This window comes from Bacteroides thetaiotaomicron VPI-5482 (assembly GCF_000011065.1).
GTDB classification, from domain to species: domain Bacteria; phylum Bacteroidota; class Bacteroidia; order Bacteroidales; family Bacteroidaceae; genus Bacteroides; species Bacteroides thetaiotaomicron.
This window is the reverse complement of sequence record NC_004663.1, coordinates 5,717,660-5,734,437: the sequence shown is the minus strand read 5'-3', so window position 1 is coordinate 5,734,437 and position 16,778 is coordinate 5,717,660. Positions and strand designations below refer to the sequence as shown.

Annotated in this window: 10 protein-coding genes and 1 pseudogene; 3 read left to right on the top strand and 8 right to left on the bottom strand. The window is 46.2% G+C overall.

Annotated features, from left to right (window positions below):
- Positions 1-2: 2 nt before the first annotated feature.
- Entirely contained in the window at positions 3-641 is a 639-nt protein-coding gene (locus BT_RS21965; RefSeq protein ID WP_008764517.1) for a hypothetical protein, read from the bottom strand.
- A gap of 91 nt (positions 642-732) precedes the next feature.
- Here BT_RS21965 and BT_RS21960 point away from each other — a divergent pair, with 91 nt between their 5' ends.
- Both BT_RS21960 and mazG read left to right on the top strand, forming a co-directional pair.
- Positions 733-1,800, top strand: coding sequence for a DUF3810 domain-containing protein (locus tag BT_RS21960; protein ID WP_011109216.1), 1,068 nt, complete (start codon positions 733-735; stop codon positions 1,798-1,800).
- A 104-nt stretch (positions 1,801-1,904) separates the two neighbouring features.
- Complete coding sequence (mazG, locus tag BT_RS21955; protein ID WP_011109215.1) at positions 1,905-2,693, top strand: nucleoside triphosphate pyrophosphohydrolase; 789 nt, start codon at positions 1,905-1,907, stop codon at positions 2,691-2,693.
- A gap of 198 nt (positions 2,694-2,891) precedes the next feature.
- Here the strand turns inward: mazG and BT_RS21950 are convergent, their stop codons facing one another.
- The 5 genes from BT_RS21950 to rpsA all read right to left on the bottom strand — a co-directional run bounded on the left by BT_RS21950 (position 2,892) and on the right by rpsA (position 7,211).
- Positions 2,892-3,359 carry a hypothetical protein gene (locus BT_RS21950; protein ID WP_011109214.1) on the bottom strand — a complete coding sequence of 156 codons (468 nt, stop codon included), beginning with the start codon at positions 3,357-3,359 and terminating at the stop codon, positions 2,892-2,894.
- 25 nt (positions 3,360-3,384) lie between these two features.
- A complete protein-coding gene (locus BT_RS21945) occupies positions 3,385-3,771 on the bottom strand; it encodes a hypothetical protein (RefSeq protein WP_011109213.1) in 387 nt (128 codons plus the stop codon).
- 47 nt (positions 3,772-3,818) lie between these two features.
- The gene (locus BT_RS21940; RefSeq protein ID WP_008760019.1) at positions 3,819-4,370 is read right to left on the bottom strand and encodes an RNA polymerase sigma factor; all 552 of its coding nucleotides are present in this window, start codon (positions 4,368-4,370) and stop codon (positions 3,819-3,821) included.
- Entirely contained in the window at positions 4,357-5,307 is a 951-nt protein-coding gene (locus BT_RS21935) for a ribonuclease Z (RefSeq protein WP_011109212.1), read from the bottom strand. Before BT_RS21935 ends, BT_RS21940 begins: the two co-directional genes overlap by 14 nt.
- 104 nt (positions 5,308-5,411) lie before the next feature.
- Positions 5,412-7,211, bottom strand: a complete 1,800-nt coding sequence (rpsA, locus tag BT_RS21930; RefSeq protein WP_011109211.1) for a 30S ribosomal protein S1 — start codon at positions 7,209-7,211, stop codon at positions 5,412-5,414.
- A 168-nt stretch (positions 7,212-7,379) separates the two neighbouring features.
- Here rpsA and BT_RS21925 point away from each other — a divergent pair.
- Positions 7,380-13,201 (top strand): annotated as a pseudogene (locus BT_RS21925) (DUF3320 domain-containing protein).
- Between the two features lie 36 nt (positions 13,202-13,237).
- Here BT_RS21925 and BT_RS21920 read toward each other — a convergent pair.
- Both BT_RS21920 and BT_RS21915 read right to left on the bottom strand, forming a co-directional pair.
- Complete coding sequence (locus BT_RS21920) at positions 13,238-14,371, bottom strand: retron St85 family RNA-directed DNA polymerase (RefSeq protein WP_011109208.1); 1,134 nt, start codon at positions 14,369-14,371, stop codon at positions 13,238-13,240.
- Between the two features lie 205 nt (positions 14,372-14,576).
- Positions 14,577-16,736 (bottom strand): DUF5686 family protein, encoded by a 2,160-nt coding sequence (locus BT_RS21915; RefSeq protein ID WP_011109207.1) that lies wholly within the window; start codon positions 16,734-16,736, stop codon positions 14,577-14,579.
- Between the last annotated feature and the right edge of the window lie 42 nt (positions 16,737-16,778).

Genomic DNA, 16,778 nt, shown 5'->3' with positions numbered 1-16,778 from the left:
ATTCAAATCTTACCACCCACAGGATGTTTCTGTGCCCGGAAAGATAATTTATATCCCTCATAAACAGCAATTCCATAAAATAAGGCGGACATCGACACCACATTCTTCACCATGACAGAAAAGATTTCGCCATAATCGACTCCCGCCAGCACTTCGAAAAAGGTCATATCATAATCCTTGGCAGCAAAGCCGATGATGGATAGGAAATCACCCAACACACAACTGATCAATGCCAGTGCTGCTCCAAGAAGACCGAAGACGGGACGTATCCCCTTCCCCTGCCGCATGGCGAAACCGACCAGGAATCCGACTCCGATAGCCATATATCCCATCTGAAGACCTGTAGAAACGGAGATGAGACTCCATGCCACCGCCCCCAAGATACATGCGACGGATGCATACAGCACTCCTTTGGGAAGATTTTCTTCGGCGAGAAGTTCTTCTTCCGTCATTGACACCGGAAAGTCGTCGGGCTTGGGAGGAGCCATCTTCAACAGTTCTTCATCCTTCTCGAAGTTTTCGCATTCTTCGTCAAAGTCAGGAAGCTCTCTGGTACGTTTGCAAACAAGCCCTTTCCCATTCACGAAATCACGTGACACGCAATTCCGGCAATACTTTTCAATTTCTTCTACGGTAGCCATCTTTCGTTTAACAGTTTTTTTGCAAATATAGAGGTATTTTTTCGCGTGACGTTTATTTAATGCATATTTTTGTTGACTAAAATCTGAACGGATGATGAAACGGAAACTGATAATTAGATATATACTCCTGGGAGTACTGCTGCTTCTGGTATGGATGACACAGTCGATTCCCGCGTTGGGAAACCTGTATTCACAAACCGTTTATCCTGTCATCTCCCGCGTATTGTCATTCTTCTCCAACTTATTTCCTTTTGCCATAGGGGATCTATTTATTTTCGGGAGTATCACGGGAGTCATCGTTTATCCTTTTTATGCCCGTATCCGCAAGAAACTGCCGTGGAAAAGGATTCTGCTACGTGACGGGGAATATCTGTTATGGGTTTACGTATGGTTCTACCTCGCCTGGGGATTAAACTATTCGCAACCAAACTTTTACCAGCGTACGCATATTCCTTATACAGCTTACACACCGGAGATTTTTCAAGAGTTTGTGGATGACTATATCGACTCACTGAACAGTTCGTTTGTTCCCGTAAAAGGAATCCATGAGGAACAGGTACGTGACGAAGCTGTCAAACTTTACAATCAATTAAGCGACAGCCTGGGAGTGCACCGCCCGCCATTTCCCAATCCACGGGTAAAGACGATGGTTTTCACCCCATTCATATCAATGGTCGGAGTAACGGGAAGCATGGGGCCTTTCTTCTGCGAGTTCACCTTAAACGGAGACTTGCTCCCCATCAACTATCCGGCAACGTACACTCACGAACTGGCTCATCTGCTGGGAATTTCGAGCGAGGCAGAGGCCAATTTCTATGCCTATCAGGTTTGTACCCGTTCACAAATAAAGGGAATCCGTTTCAGCGGCTACTTCTCGATTCTGAATCATGTACTGGGGAATGCCCGACGACTGTTGAGTGAAAAAGAATACGCCGATATAATCAACCGTATCCGACCGGAGATTATAGAACTGGCGAAAAAGAATCAGGAATACTGGATGGCTAAATACAGTCCGTTGATCGGTGATGTTCAAAACTGGATATACGACCTCTACCTGAAAGGAAACAAAATAGAAAGCGGAAGAAAAAACTATTCGGAAGTGATCGGGCTGTTGATTTCGTATCAAGTATGGAAAGCGAAAACCGCATCAGACCAATAAAAAGACTTTTATTAGCGTCCTTGCTTTTGTTTTCGTACCGATTAAGGCTATAAAAGACAAGGAAGCATTATCTTTGCAACATTATTTATAAAAAAATCAAAGGAATGATACATACAAGAGAAGAACAGATGGAAGCCTTCGGCCGCTTTCTGGACATCCTCGACGAGCTTCGGGTCAAATGTCCGTGGGACCGCAAGCAGACGAACGAAAGTCTGCGCCCCAACACTATAGAAGAGACTTACGAGCTTTGTGATGCCTTGATGAGGGATGACAAAAAAGATATTTGCAAGGAGTTGGGAGATGTACTGCTGCACGTAGCGTTCTATGCAAAGATCGGTTCGGAGACAGGTGACTTCGACATCAAAGATGTCTGTGACAAGTTGTGCGACAAACTGATTTTCCGCCATCCTCACGTATTTGGAGAAGTAAAAGCTGAGACTGCCGGACAGGTATCCGAAAACTGGGAACAGCTGAAACTGAAAGAGAAAGACGGAAACAAAAGTGTACTAAGCGGCGTCCCTTCCGCACTTCCTTCACTCATCAAGGCTTACCGCATTCAGGACAAAGCCCGCAATGTTGGCTTCGACTGGGAAGAACGGGAACAGGTATGGGATAAGGTGAAAGAAGAAATCAGAGAATTCCAGGTAGAGGTAGCCAACATGGACAAAGAGAAAGCAGAAGCCGAATTCGGTGACGTCATGTTCAGCCTCATCAATGCGGCACGCCTCTACAAAATCAATCCGGACAATGCTTTGGAACTAACCAATCAAAAGTTCATCCGCCGTTTCAACTACCTGGAGGAACATACGATAAAAGAAGGGAAAAACCTCAAAGATATGTCTCTTGAGGAGATGGACGCTATTTGGAACGAAGCTAAGAGAAAAGGACTGTAACACCATCCTCCTTCCTTATGGAACGGATATGATACCTATCCAAACTCTGTTATTCCCACTTCCAATGGTCTACTCTTTTAGTTTAGTAAAGCAACAAAGATAAATCCGGAAACAAAAATCAGAGGCTCTATTCCATGCGGATAGAGCCTCTGATTTACTCTGACAGAGCGTCTGTTTCATCCAAACAGAACCTCCGTTTTATTTCTTCCTGTTCGGATCATTTCCTCCGTCCTTGCGGTTCATGCCTTTCAGCATTTCCCGATGGAAACGCATCTCCGCGCGTTGAACAAGGAATATCTTCTTGTTGGAAAGTATCTTTTTAAACCGGTCCAGATAAGACTTATCAAGACGGTCGGCAGCGATACGGTTGTCACATACCTTTGCTACAATTTCTTCGTACTGGGCTTCTGTTGTTTTGTCGTCTTTACCTTGACGCATTAAACTCCACGATTCATCGTTCAGCTTCTTCTTCTTCTCCTGCAGTTCAAAATAAACCGGGAAGAATTTGGCAGCCTCTTCTTTGGTTAATCCGGCCTGCTCAATAATAAACGCTTTCTGTTTATTCCGGAAATCCTCACGGGACAAATGCTGGTCACATCCATCGGCAGCCCAAAGAACAGGCATAAAGCCACATAACAAAACGACTAAAGCGATTAGTTTCTTCATCTTTTTATTCAATCTGTTTAATAAATCATTCTACACTCGCGTCACTCAGATAGACGTATAACGAATAATCATCCAACATCGCACGGTCTAACGCAACATCAATCATCTCATCGGATACCTGTTCCGTATCCGCTTCCATAGCCGCTACTGTCACCGCTATATCATCTGCCGCCGGTTTATGGTCTGATGACGCTACCCGGATAATCAGGGCAGCTCCTACAAACATAGCCGCCATATAGAATAATGGTTTCAATCTCGTCCATGTCGAAATATGCTCTTCCTTGAAAGCAACTTTCTCTTTTTCAGGAAGTTTGTTCATCACCTCTGAAGTCAGATTTTCAAAGTAACCGTCGGGCACTTTGAAGGAATGCTCCTTTCCGATTTTCTTCAATAGGGTATCTTCTTCTTTCATACGTTTTTCTCCTCTCTTTTGATTAGACAATGTCTGCTTTAAAAGGTTTAATCTACTTCTTCCAAAAACTTCTCTATTTTCTTCACCGCATGGTGATAGGAGGCTTTCAGCGCTCCGACTGAAGTTCCAAAGATTTCTGACATCTCTTCGTACTTCATTTCCTGATAATACTTCAGGTTGAACACCATTCGTTGTTTTTCGGGCAAGGTGAGCAATGCTTTTTGCAATAGCATCTGCACCTGATCGCCCGAATAGTAGGGATCACTCTCCAGTTTCTGCACGATCGCCGCTTCGGGATCATCGATAGCTACCGTCGTTGTAGCACGCTGTCTGTTCAGAAAAGTAAGACATTCATTCAGCGCAATACGGTAGAGCCACGTAGACAGCTTCGCCTCGGCACGGAAATAATCAATATTTGTCCATGCCTTGATGAAGGTGTTTTGCAGAAGGTCGTTCGCATCTTCATGCGACAGTACCATCCGGCGGATCTGCCAGTATAACTGCTCGCTGTATTGCGCCACAATCAACTCAAATCCTTTCCGCTGTGTACTCTCCTCCTGAAGGAGTTTCAGAACTTCACGTTCGTTATAAGGGGTCATAGTCTCTCGTATCTGTATAGTTATTTATGGTTATGCACATATTCTCTCTTGCCAAAACCGTTTGGGGGAAGATAGCCGCCGCTTCATTCAACAATACAGACTCGTCCTCATAGCGGGCGGAAAAATGTCCGATGACTAATTGTTTCACTTCAGCATTCAAAGCAATCTGTGCGGCCTGTGCAGCAGTTGTATGATGAGTTTCTTTTGCCCGCACCTGTTCGGTCTGAGCAAAGGTGGCTTCGTGGAAAAGGAGGTCTATCCCCTTTATCTGCTCCACGATCTCAGGTCGGTAAATCGTATCGGAGCAATAAGCATATTTTCGTGCAGGGGCAGAAGGACGGGTCAGACGATGATTCGGAATGACTTCTCCTTCGGGAGTTACAAAATCCGCTCCGTTCTTGATCCGGTTCAGTTCGTAGACGGGTACTTTATAGAAATCCACCATATCTCTGATGATATGATTGGGACGCTGTTTTTCTTCAAAAAGAAAACCGCAGCAAGGAATACGGTGTCTCAGAGGAATGGTGGTCACAGCCACCGAGCGGTCGTCATAGATCAGCGTCGGCTCTTTCGTCTCAAATTCATGGAAGAAGACTTTATAGGCCAGCGTTTTGCAAAAGAAAGAAAGTAGGGGAGCAAACAATTCTTCCAGTCCTTTGGGTGAATGGATATGCAAGTCTGCCGTTCGTCCCAACAGACCGAAGGTAGAAATCAGCCCTAACAGTCCAAAGCAATGATCGCCATGAAGATGGGAAATAAAGATATGATTCAAGCGGGAAAACTTCAAGCGGGAACGACGCAACTGCATCTGCGCTCCTTCCCCACAGTCAATCATAAAAAGCTTTTCACGCAAGTTCACAACCTGCGATGTCGCAAAATGGCGAGTGGTGGGCAAAGCAGAACCGCATCCAAGTATATGTAGTTCGAATTTCTCCATAGCGGCACAAATGTACACAAGTTTTTTGGTATTTGTGCTATCATGGCAAAACAAAAAAAGCGCCCCGACAACCGGAGCGCTTTTCCATTATATAGAAATAACGATTATTTCTTTCCTTCCAACTGTTCTTTCAAAGCAGCCAAAGCGTCGATGTCGCCCAGCGTAGTTGAAGCAGCTTGGTTCTGGATCATCGGAGCATCTTCTCTCTTGTTGTTAGAAGACTTCTTAGCACCGGAAGCAGCTTTCTTTTCTGCTCTTTCTTCAGCCTTAGCTACATCTTCGAAGATACGGCTGTGAGACAGAATGATTCTCTTAGCGTCTTTGTTGAACTCGATCACTTTGAATTCAAGTTTCTCATCCAACTGAGCTTGTGAACCGTCTTCTTTTACAAGGTGTTTCGGAGTTGCGAAACCTTCTACACCGTAAGGAAGAGCTACAACAGCACCCTTATCCAACATTTCGATGATAGTACCTTCGTGTACAGAACCTACAGTGAATACAGTTTCGAATACATCCCAAGGATTTTCTTCGAGTTGTTTGTGACCAAGGCTCAAACGACGGTTTTCTTTGTCGATTTCCAATACCTGAACTTCGATGTCAGCACCAATCTGAGTAAATTCTGACGGGTGTTTCACTTTCTTAGTCCAAGAAAGGTCAGAGATGTGGATCAAGCCGTCAACACCTTCTTCGATTTCTACGAATACACCGAAGTTAGTGAAGTTACGTACTTTTGCAGTATGCTTGGAACCTACAGGATACTTCTCTTCGATAGTTTCCCATGGATCTTGTTTCAGTTGTTTGATACCCAAAGACATCTTACGTTCTTCGCGGTCCAAAGTCAGAACTACAGCTTCTACTTCGTCGCCCACCTTCATGAAGTCCTGAGCAGAACGCAAGTGCTGGCTCCAAGACATTTCTGATACGTGGATCAGACCTTCTACGCCTGTAGCGATTTCGATGAATGCACCGTAGTCAGCCATAACGACAACTTTACCTTTCACCTTGTCACCTACCTTCAAGTCAGTGTCAAGAGCATCCCATGGGTGCGGAGTCAGTTGCTTCAAGCCAAGAGCGATACGTTTCTTTTCGTCATCGAAGTCAAGGATAACAACGTTGAGCTTCTGATCCAGTTCAACCACTTCTTTCGGATCGCTAACGCGGCCCCAAGAAAGGTCTGTGATGTGGATCAAACCGTCTACGCCACCCAAGTCGATGAACACACCGTAAGAGGTGATATTCTTAACAGTTCCTTCAAGAACCTGTCCTTTTTCGAGCTTGCCGATAATTTCTTTCTTCTGTTGTTCCAGTTCAGCTTCGATAAGAGCCTTGTGAGATACAACAACGTTTTTGAATTCCTGGTTGATCTTAACCACTTTGAATTCCATTGTTTTGCCAACGAATACATCATAGTCACGGATCGGTTTAACGTCGATCTGAGAACCCGGCAAGAATGCTTCGATTCCGAATACGTCTACGATCATACCACCCTTTGTGCGGCACTTGATGAATCCCTTGATAATTTCTTCATTTTCCAGAGCAGCGTTAACGCGATCCCAAGAACGAGTAGCGCGGGCTTTTCTGTGTGACAGAACGAGTTGTCCTTTTTTGTCTTCCTGGTTTTCGATGTATACTTCTACAGTATCACCTACCTTCAGGTCCGGATTGTAACGGAACTCATTCAAAGGAATGATACCGTCTGATTTGTAACCGATGTTCACAACTACTTCACGCTTGTTCATTGCGATTACGGTTCCGTCAACAACCTCACGGTCGTTAACTTTGTTAAGCGTACCGTCGTAAGCTTTTTCAAGATCTTCGTGGCTTGCGCTTGTTACAGCTTCGCCGTTTTCATAAGCATCCCAGTTGAAGTCTTCAATAGGAGCTACGTTCTTTAAGTTTTCCATTAATAAATAAATTGTTTAATACTTTAATTGAATAAGACATTATATTATCTATAAATCGGGCGCAAAGGTAGGAATATTTTCTTGACCGACAAAAGAATACCCAAAGAAAAGATGGTGATATCCGTATTTTTTGTAATATTGCAAGTCTAACATTATACGACTTTCAACATGGACGGAACATTGGACAAAATCAGGGTGCAGTTTGATTATCTGCCACTTATTAATTTCGCGATGCAGCAAAACAAAGTATCGGTCATCCATCAGCTTTCGATTGAAAACATGACGTCCGAACCCTTCAGAAACATTCAGGTACAAATCACTGCCGAACCCGACTTCGGCAGTATCACTCCTGTGATGGTGGAAGCGATTCCCGCCAATGATTCCGTGTGTCTGCAATCGTTCAGCCTGGTCTTGTCCGCCAATTATTTCGCCCAGCTGACCGAGCGTATGTCGGGAAGTCTGAAAATAGAAATCCGCTCCGAGGCGGAAACGATCTTTACCCGGACCTACCCCATCGACATTCTGGCATACGACCAATGGGGCGGAATCAATATATTCCCCGAGATGCTGGCAGCGTTCATCACCCCCAATCATGCCGTGCTCACTCCTATTATCAAGAGAGCCGCCGCCATTCTGGAACAGTGGACCGGTACTCCGTCACTGGACGAATACCAAAGCCGCAATCCGGACCGTGTGAGAAAGCAGATGGCAGCCATCTACACCGCTCTTACCGAACAGCAAATTATTTACAGCACCATTCCCGCCAGCTTCGAAGAGCACGGGCAGCGTGTCCGTCTGACAGATTCCGTACTGGCACAAAAGCTCGGAACTTGTCTGGATATGGCACTGCTTTATGCTTCCTGCCTCGAATCCATCGGACTGAATGCCCTCATCGTCATCACCAAAGGACATGCTTTCGCAGGTGGCTGGCTGGTGCCGGAAACCTTTCCGGACCCTGCCATCGACGATGTATCCTTACTGACCAAACGAACCGCCGAAGGAATCTACGACATCACGCTGGTAGAAACCACCTGCATGAATATGGGACATAATGCCGACTTCGACAACGCCGTGAAAAGCGCGAACGGCAAACTGAGCGATCCGGGCAGTTTCATCCTCGCCATCGACGTCAGAAGGGCCAGGCATTCGGGAGTCCGCCCGATCCCGCAGCGCGTACTGAACGGACAAGTATGGGAAATAAAGGAAGATGAGGATATGAACAGAAATACCACGCACGCCACTCCGCAAAGCGTGAATCCATATGATTTGTCGGGCAGCGAAACTCAGACAGTCCTCACCAAACAGTTGCTTTGGGAGAGAAGACTGCTGGATTTGAGTCTGCGCAACAACTTGCTGAATATCCGGATTACAAAGAACACTCTTCAGCTGATTCCGGCAAACCTTGCCTGTCTGGAAGACGCCTTGGCGGAAGGAGATGAGTTTCGTATCCTCCACCGTCCCGCCGAATGGGAGAATCCGGCGATGGAGTTTGGCATTTATTCTTCCATACCGGAATCGGATCCGATAGCCGACTTCGTTAATTCGGAGCTTTCACAGAAAAGGTTACGTTTTTACTTGCCGGAGAATGATTTGGGCAAAGCACTGACTCACCTGTACCGTTCGTCCCGTACTTCTATCGAAGAGAACGGAGCGAACACGCTTTATCTGGCTCTCGGACTTCTGAAATGGTACGAAACACCTTCCAGCGAACGTCCCCGTTATGCACCGATATTGCTGCTGCCAGTCGAAATCATCCGCAAGTCAGCCGCCAAAGGGTATGTGATTCGTTCGCGGGAAGAAGAAACGATGATGAATATCACCTTATTGGAAATGCTTCGTCAGAACTTCGGCATTTCCGTACCGGGACTTGATCCGCTTCCGACGGACGAAAGCGGAGTCAACGTAAAACTGATTTACTCCATCATCCGGCACTGCATCAAGAATCAGCGTAAATGGGATGTGGAGGAACAGGCTATTTTAGGTATCTTCTCCTTCAACAAGTTTATCATGTGGAACGACATCCACAACAATGCTCCCAAACTGACTCAAAACAAGATTGTCTCCAGCCTCATCAACGGAAAGATCGAATGGAACGCGATTACGGAAGAGATGGATGCCTCTTACATGGACAGACAGTTATCTCCGGCAGATATCGTGCTGCCCATCATTGCCGATTCATCTCAGCTGGAAGCGATTTATGAGGCGGTGCACGACAAGACTTTTATCCTGCACGGCCCTCCGGGAACCGGAAAGTCCCAAACGATAACGAACATCATCGCCAACGCGCTTTATAAGGGTAAACGAGTCTTATTTGTTGCCGAGAAGATGGCAGCCCTCTCCGTCGTCCAAAACAGACTGGCGGCGATAGGACTTGCTCCGTTCTGTCTGGAAATTCACTCCAACAAGACAAAGAAATCCACTGTCATCTCGCAACTAAAGGAGACAACCGAAATCATCAGACGAACTCCTCCCGAAGAGTTCAAGAAGGAAGCCGAACGCCTGCTGAAGTTACGAACGGAACTAAACAAATACATCGAAGCCTTACACAAGGAATATCCTTTCGGGCTTTCCCTCTATGATGCGATCATCCACTACCAGTCAACAGACGTTGAACCCTGCTTCGATATCCCGTCATCTTATCTGGACGATCTGGACAAGGATCGATTCTCACATTGGGAAGATGCCATCGAATCTTTGGTCAGTACCGCCAATGCTTGCGGCCACCCGCATCTTCACCCATTGACAGGGATTTCCATTCGGGAATATTCGTCCGCCATCAAAGAGGAAGCCTCTCAAACGCTCGCCACTTTCATCGGCTTATTGACTGCCATACAGTCAAAACTGCCTGTCTTCTCCGCTTTACTGGAAGATACGGACATTCATCCCACCCGCAAGGATTTCGATATAATCACCGCCATTATCCGGAAAATACTCGAAATTCCGGAACTGACGCCCGAACTGCTGACCACTCCTTTATTAAATGAAACGCTGGAAGAGTACCGGAAAGTGACGAAGCACGGCAGGAAACGCGATGAAATCAAAGCAGAAATAGAAAACGGATTCACCAAAGAAGTACTGAAGATAAACGCCGGCCCCATGCTGGCCGAATGGAATCGGGTATCCGCCCAATGGTTTCTCCCACGGTATTTCGGACAAAGAAAAATAAAAAAGGCGATTCGTCCTTACGCTCTGCAGCCAGTAGAGCCGGAGACAGTCCAGCCTCTGCTCCATCAGGTCATCCGGTATCAGGAAGAGCTTGATTTTACAGACAGATACACCGCCAAGCTGCCTTCTTTATTCGGAAGATTCGGAAGAGACGAAGAGTGGGACATCATCGATCAGATCATCCATGAGGTATCTTCGCTTCATTCCCTGTTACTGAGTTATTCAAAAGATGTGGCGAAAACATCCCGGATCAAACAGAATTTAGCGTTACAACTGACGGAAGGTATCCGGACATTCAGAGATATCCATTCTCATTCTCTGAATGAATTGCATCAGCTGGCCGACACGCTTACGGCAACCGAGCAACGGCTTTCCACCACTCTGGGCATAACCGTAGAGACGCTTTATACAAACTCCGCCGACTGGATCGGCATCGCCCTACAGCAAGCCGCAACATGGAAAGAAAATCTGGACAAACTCAAAGACTGGTATCAATGGCTTCAATCCTACAACAAGCTGAACGAACTGGGTATCGGATTTATCGCAGAAGAATATAAGGAAAAGAATATTCCTACGGACCTGCTCACCAGCAGCTTCTGCAAGAGTTTCTACCAAGCCGTTATTCACTATATCATCGCCAAAGAACCGACACTGGAATTATTCAACGGCAAGATATTCAATGATATTATAGCCAAATACAAGCAAGTATCCGCCAACTTCGAGGACATTACCAAAAAGGAACTGTTCGCCAGACTGGCTTCCAACATTCCGTCCTTCACCCACGAAGCCATTCAAAGTTCAGAAGTCGGAATATTACAAAAGAATATACGCAATAATGCACGCGGAATATCCATCCGCAAGCTATTCGATCAGATACCTACCCTGCTGTCGCGTATGTGTCCTTGTATGCTGATGAGCCCTATATCGGTTGCCCAATATATCGACACCGATGCGGACAAATTCGACTTGATCGTCTTCGACGAAGCTTCACAGATGCCGACTTACGAAGCGGTAGGCGCCATCGCCCGAGGCAAGAATGTAGTCATCGTAGGCGATCCCAAACAGATGCCGCCTACCAGCTTCTTCTCCGTCAACACCATTGACGAAGACAACATCGAGATGGAAGATCTGGAAAGTATCCTTGACGACTGCCTTGCTCTCTCTATCCCTTCCAAATACCTGCTGTGGCATTATCGAAGCAAACACGAAAGTCTTATCGCTTTCAGCAACTCCGAATATTACGATAATAAGCTGATGACTTTCCCGTCACCGGACAACATCGAATCGAAAGTCAGAATGGTCGCCGTAGACGGTTATTATGACAAAGGAAAATCCCGTCAGAACCAAGCGGAAGCGCAAGCCGTAGTAGACGAAATAGCGAGAAGGCTGAGAAGCGAAGAATTAAGGAAAAAGAGTGTGGGGGTAGTCACTTTCAGCGTGGTTCAGCAGGCGTTGATAGAAGATTTGTTATCCGATCTCTTCATCTTCCACCCCGAACTGGAAACCTTTGCGCTGGAATGTGAAGAACCCCTGTTCATCAAGAACCTTGAAAATGTGCAGGGAGACGAACGGGATGTGATACTGTTCTCCGTCGGCTATGGTCCCGATGCCGAAGGGCGCGTCAGCATGAACTTCGGTCCGTTGAACCGTGCGGGAGGTGAAAGACGGTTGAACGTAGCCGTCTCCCGTGCCCGATACGAAATGATCATCTTCTCTACGCTGAGATCGGACATGATCGATCTGAACCGGACTTCTTCTATCGGAGTAGCCGGACTGAAACGCTTCCTTGAATATGCGGAGAAAGGACCAAGCGCATACTGAATACCTCGACCAGCATCCAGCCCTCGGAAGAAGAAACTTCCATCGAGAAGATTATTGCCGACAAGTTGCGTTCTTTGGGATATACCGTACATACCGATATAGGCTGTTCCGGATACAAGATCGATATAGGCATTGTCGATACTCAAAACCCGTCCAACTACCAATTAGGCATTATCTGTGACGGAAAGAACTACAGACGTACCAAGACTGTCCGCGACCGGGAAATTGTTCAAAACAATGTACTCAAAGCACTGGGATGGAATATCTGCCGTATATGGACGATGGACTGGTGGGAAAAGCCGGATGAAGTGATTGCATCCATACAGACAGCGATTGTACAGGGAATGAAAGCCCCCAAACCGGTCGTAGTACAGGAAAAACAAGAAAAAGAAGAAGAAAGGGTGCAGGAAAAGCCGATGCAGCTAAAGTCCGCATACACAAGCCCCTCTCCTATCTTTGTACAAAATTATAATAGTACTAAAGTAAGTTCATACCACTACGCCTCCGACGATATCTTCGCTGCCGAGAACAAGCCCATTCTTATCGCCCAAATCCGGAAGATAGTGGAGAATGAAGCTCCGATCAGTAAAGCCTTGCTTGGAAAGAAGATTCTGTCCGAATGGGGAATCAGCCGTCTAGGGCCACGAATAGATGCTTACCTGGAGACAATCTTCGACACATTACATCTCTACCGCATAGAACATGACGGTCTTGTCTTCTGCTGGAAAGATGAAGCGCAATACCGTTCTTATACGGAGTACCGTCCCGATTCCGACCGGGATGCAGCAGACCTGCCACCCGAAGAGACAGCCAATGCCATCCGGCAGATATTAACCGACTCCATCAGTCTGCCCCTGCCGGATCTGATAAAAGCTTGCGCACAGATATTCGGTTTTGCCCGCATGGGTTCAAACATCGAAGCATCCATGCTCAGAGGTATTCAGGAAGCGGTGAAAAAGAATTATGCCAGAGTGGAAAACGGACGGGCAACGATCATCGGTTAATACGGAACGGCAGGCACAAACAGCCACCGCCATCCGTCAAGAACCATTCTGCAGACGTTTCAGAGTAGCGATAGAATCGGATACATACGTGTTATCCGGTTCTATGGAACGCCAATAACAAAGCGATCCTATCAACCGTTTCAGATAGGCAGGATCATGGGAACCGATTCTGCGTTGATGTTCCGCCAGTCCCTTCGTCAGAATGAAATAGACATTCTTGCGAATCTCTCTCTTTCGGGCTTTAGGAATGGTCAGCTTCACACCGGAGCTGACGGATACGCCCGTGATTATCTTCCTGTCATACTCATTCAGAAAACGGGTTTTCTGATGATTCGGTTCAAACTTCTCTTCCCTGATGATTTCCTTGACCCGGGCAAGCACCTGATCTTTCGGAAAGACATCGCCCGAAAAGGTAAGGTCGTCGGCATAACGACTGTAAGTCAGCCCGAATTCTTCCGCCATCGCCGCCAGTTTCCGGTCCATCTCATAAGCGATGATGTTGCTCAGCACCGGACTGGTAGACGCTCCTTGCGGCAAATGCCGGCGCATACAACACAACTCGCCCAGCACTTTCGATATATTCTTCGGATAACCGATCTTTTCGAAAGTCTTCTTCACCCTCGGACTGCGTATGGAAATAAAGAAATCGTGGATGTCCGTCTTCAAGACATAGCGTTTTCCCAAATGGGGACGGACGTTATCGACGATGGAATGCTGACGCCGGAATCCCGTAGCGGCAGGATGCACATTTACAGACAGTAATATACGGTGATAAATAGTATCTTGAATGGCTTTCAGTTCCTTGTCCGGAGCAGAGATCATGCGGTATCCCCCTCTCCGCTTTCTGATCCAGAACTCCCGATAATGAGAAGAGACATCCTGCAGTATCTCTTTCAGCCTCATCACCTCTATTCCCAACAGATTGGCACACCACACCACCGCCTCTTCATCAAATACAGGACATGTTCTCGTTTTAGGAGTGACTACTCCTAGAGCATGCCTGAGCCAGGCTCCATGTTCCCATTTGTTTTTGGAAGTCTCTTCGTTAGTAGTATTACCGCTGCCTGTTGCTTTCCATCTCTTGTATCCTTCCTGTTTCCGGCTCGAAGAAATCAATTTATAAATCAGAAAACCGGTAACAATAAGTATCGTAATTAAAATTCCGTCCATCTTGTTGTTGCATATATAAAAAGGAGAAGAAGAGGACGAGATTTTACTAAAATAAATTTAGGTATTTATACCTAGGTATTTATTTTCTAGGAAAACACCTGTGCCTGCGAGGCGACTACACCTCTTATCTGCTAAATTTTTCCTCATCCTCTTCCTTACAAAGATATGTATTTTATACACATTATGCAATTATTACAAAGAAAAACTATCGGTTGAACAACTCGAAAGTAAATTTACATCCGATCCCGCTGAATTTCCAGTTCTCACTGCTGACGAATACTCCCACATCAAAGACGTGCGTACCGATGCCGTAGCCCACTTCAAGGTAAGGCTGAAGGTGCGGCATAGAGAGCGCACTGATATAAAGACGTTCGTTCTGCACATAGCGGGTATATTTCATCAAATGCCGGAGAATGAGGAAAGGGGCCTCATAAGTGAAATGTCCGCGTACATAGCGGCGGGAGGAGTTATACCAACGTCCGTCGAGCACTTGAAACACACCGCCGATTTCATCATTCCACCCTACCGGCAGATTATGACGGGCAAAATTGGCAAAGTCCACAAAGTACAGTTCATCCTGATTGGTAAATGCCCCGAAGCCGAAACGATAATAAATATTTCGCATCAGTCCCAGCTGAATCTTATGTTGAAGATCGAATTCTATCCGTTCATATTCTCCGGTACTTTTGAATACTCCTTCTATCCCCCGTTCATAGTCCACCGAAAATGTCGGATAGTCAGAACGGAGATTGATCTTACGCTTTCCGTTCATATAATAATAAAGCGCCGGAGTCCATTCCACCCGGATGCGCGGGGCAAAGCTGATATAGGTATTTCTGAAGCGTTCCATAAATTCCGGCGGAGGCATCGGATAGTCACCCGTAATCACAAAACGGGATTTCTCGACGGCTGTTCTCTTGTGTGCCGAGAAACCGAGGCTGATATCCAGTCCGTTGGTAATTTCAAAACTATGCCGGAAGTTGAAATACAAGTCCTTGAAATAATCCAGATGGATGAGGTCGAAATTAAAGATACTGTCCGGCATCGCTTTCAGTTCGTCCAGCATCTTGCTGCTATAGATGCGGTTACCATTACCCACACTCAGCCGGAAAAAGCCCCGTTTTTGCGGCCAGTACTCAAAGTCGGCATTCAACGACCAGTAGAACTCTTTCCGTGTAAAGTTATAACCCAGTTTGGGCACGATGCGGAGCCACTTGTCACCTCTGAAAATCCGATTGTAACGGAAGTCCTGCCGGTACGACAATCCGTTGCTTCCGCTATAACTGAACAAAAGCGGATTGATAAACGGCGAGAAGCGGACACTTCCGATATTGGACAGGTTGAATTTATAATCTTCCACCATCAGGTCGCCCATCGTTCCCCAGAAAGCCTGACTCTTGGTTTTCTGTTGCACCGACACGGTATCCCGCCTGTATGTATAATCTTTGTAAAGTTGCTTTTCTCCTTCACTCAAAGGGATGGGGCGTAGCACGCCGAACGTGGACGCATCTGTTTTATAGGCATTCGTATCGCACTGCAAGGAGAATGATTCCGACAGATTATACTTTTTCTTCTCTTTCTTCCGAACCTTTCTTTCTTTCAGTTCTATCGATTTATAGTCCAGCGAGGCGGTATAATTGCCGTCCACCTTATTTCCCAGGAACTTAAAAAGGGCCTCCACGTCATAACGTATCGGGAGAAATTCATCTTTCTTTCCTACTTCCCCCATCTTGATCCAGCAAGTAAACGTAATCAGTTCCGACCGCCCCGAAAAACGGATTTCACGCACGCTCCATACATTGCTGCTGACAATCATATAGCCGCCCACCAGCTGGTCGCTCTTGGTACGGGGAATGAAACGTATCCGGTAGTCGAGATTATTGGGATCGCCCATCACACTGTCTATCCGGTATTTGTAGTATTTCTGCCCGTTCTTGGCAAGCGGAGACAGCAAGCGTTCGTCATTCAGAAGAGAAGATGAGTAGATATTGACACTAAAATATTCAAGTAATCCCGGCAGTCCCCTGTTTCCTCTCACAGTGCCTTGTGATGCCTTAACTTTCTGGTCATAGATATTGGGAGCTGTATAATGCAGGTCACTATACGTTTCGAGCAAGTATTCACGTACCCCCTTCTGCAAGCGAAACATCGAAGGAACGTACCGGAGGATAAAATTCTTCTTCTGAATATTCATCTTACCCTTTATATATAGGTTCGCGCGATAGTCGCTCACTATACTTTCATAAGAGGGAGCAAAAGTCATGACACGCTCAATGATGGAATCAGCAGATATCTCCTGACTTGTATAAGGATTAAGAACAAGATTGGCTGCCCCCTTCGGAATAAAAGAGAACAAGCACAACATACATCCTATCAATATCTTATATTTCAATCGTCGTATCTCCTT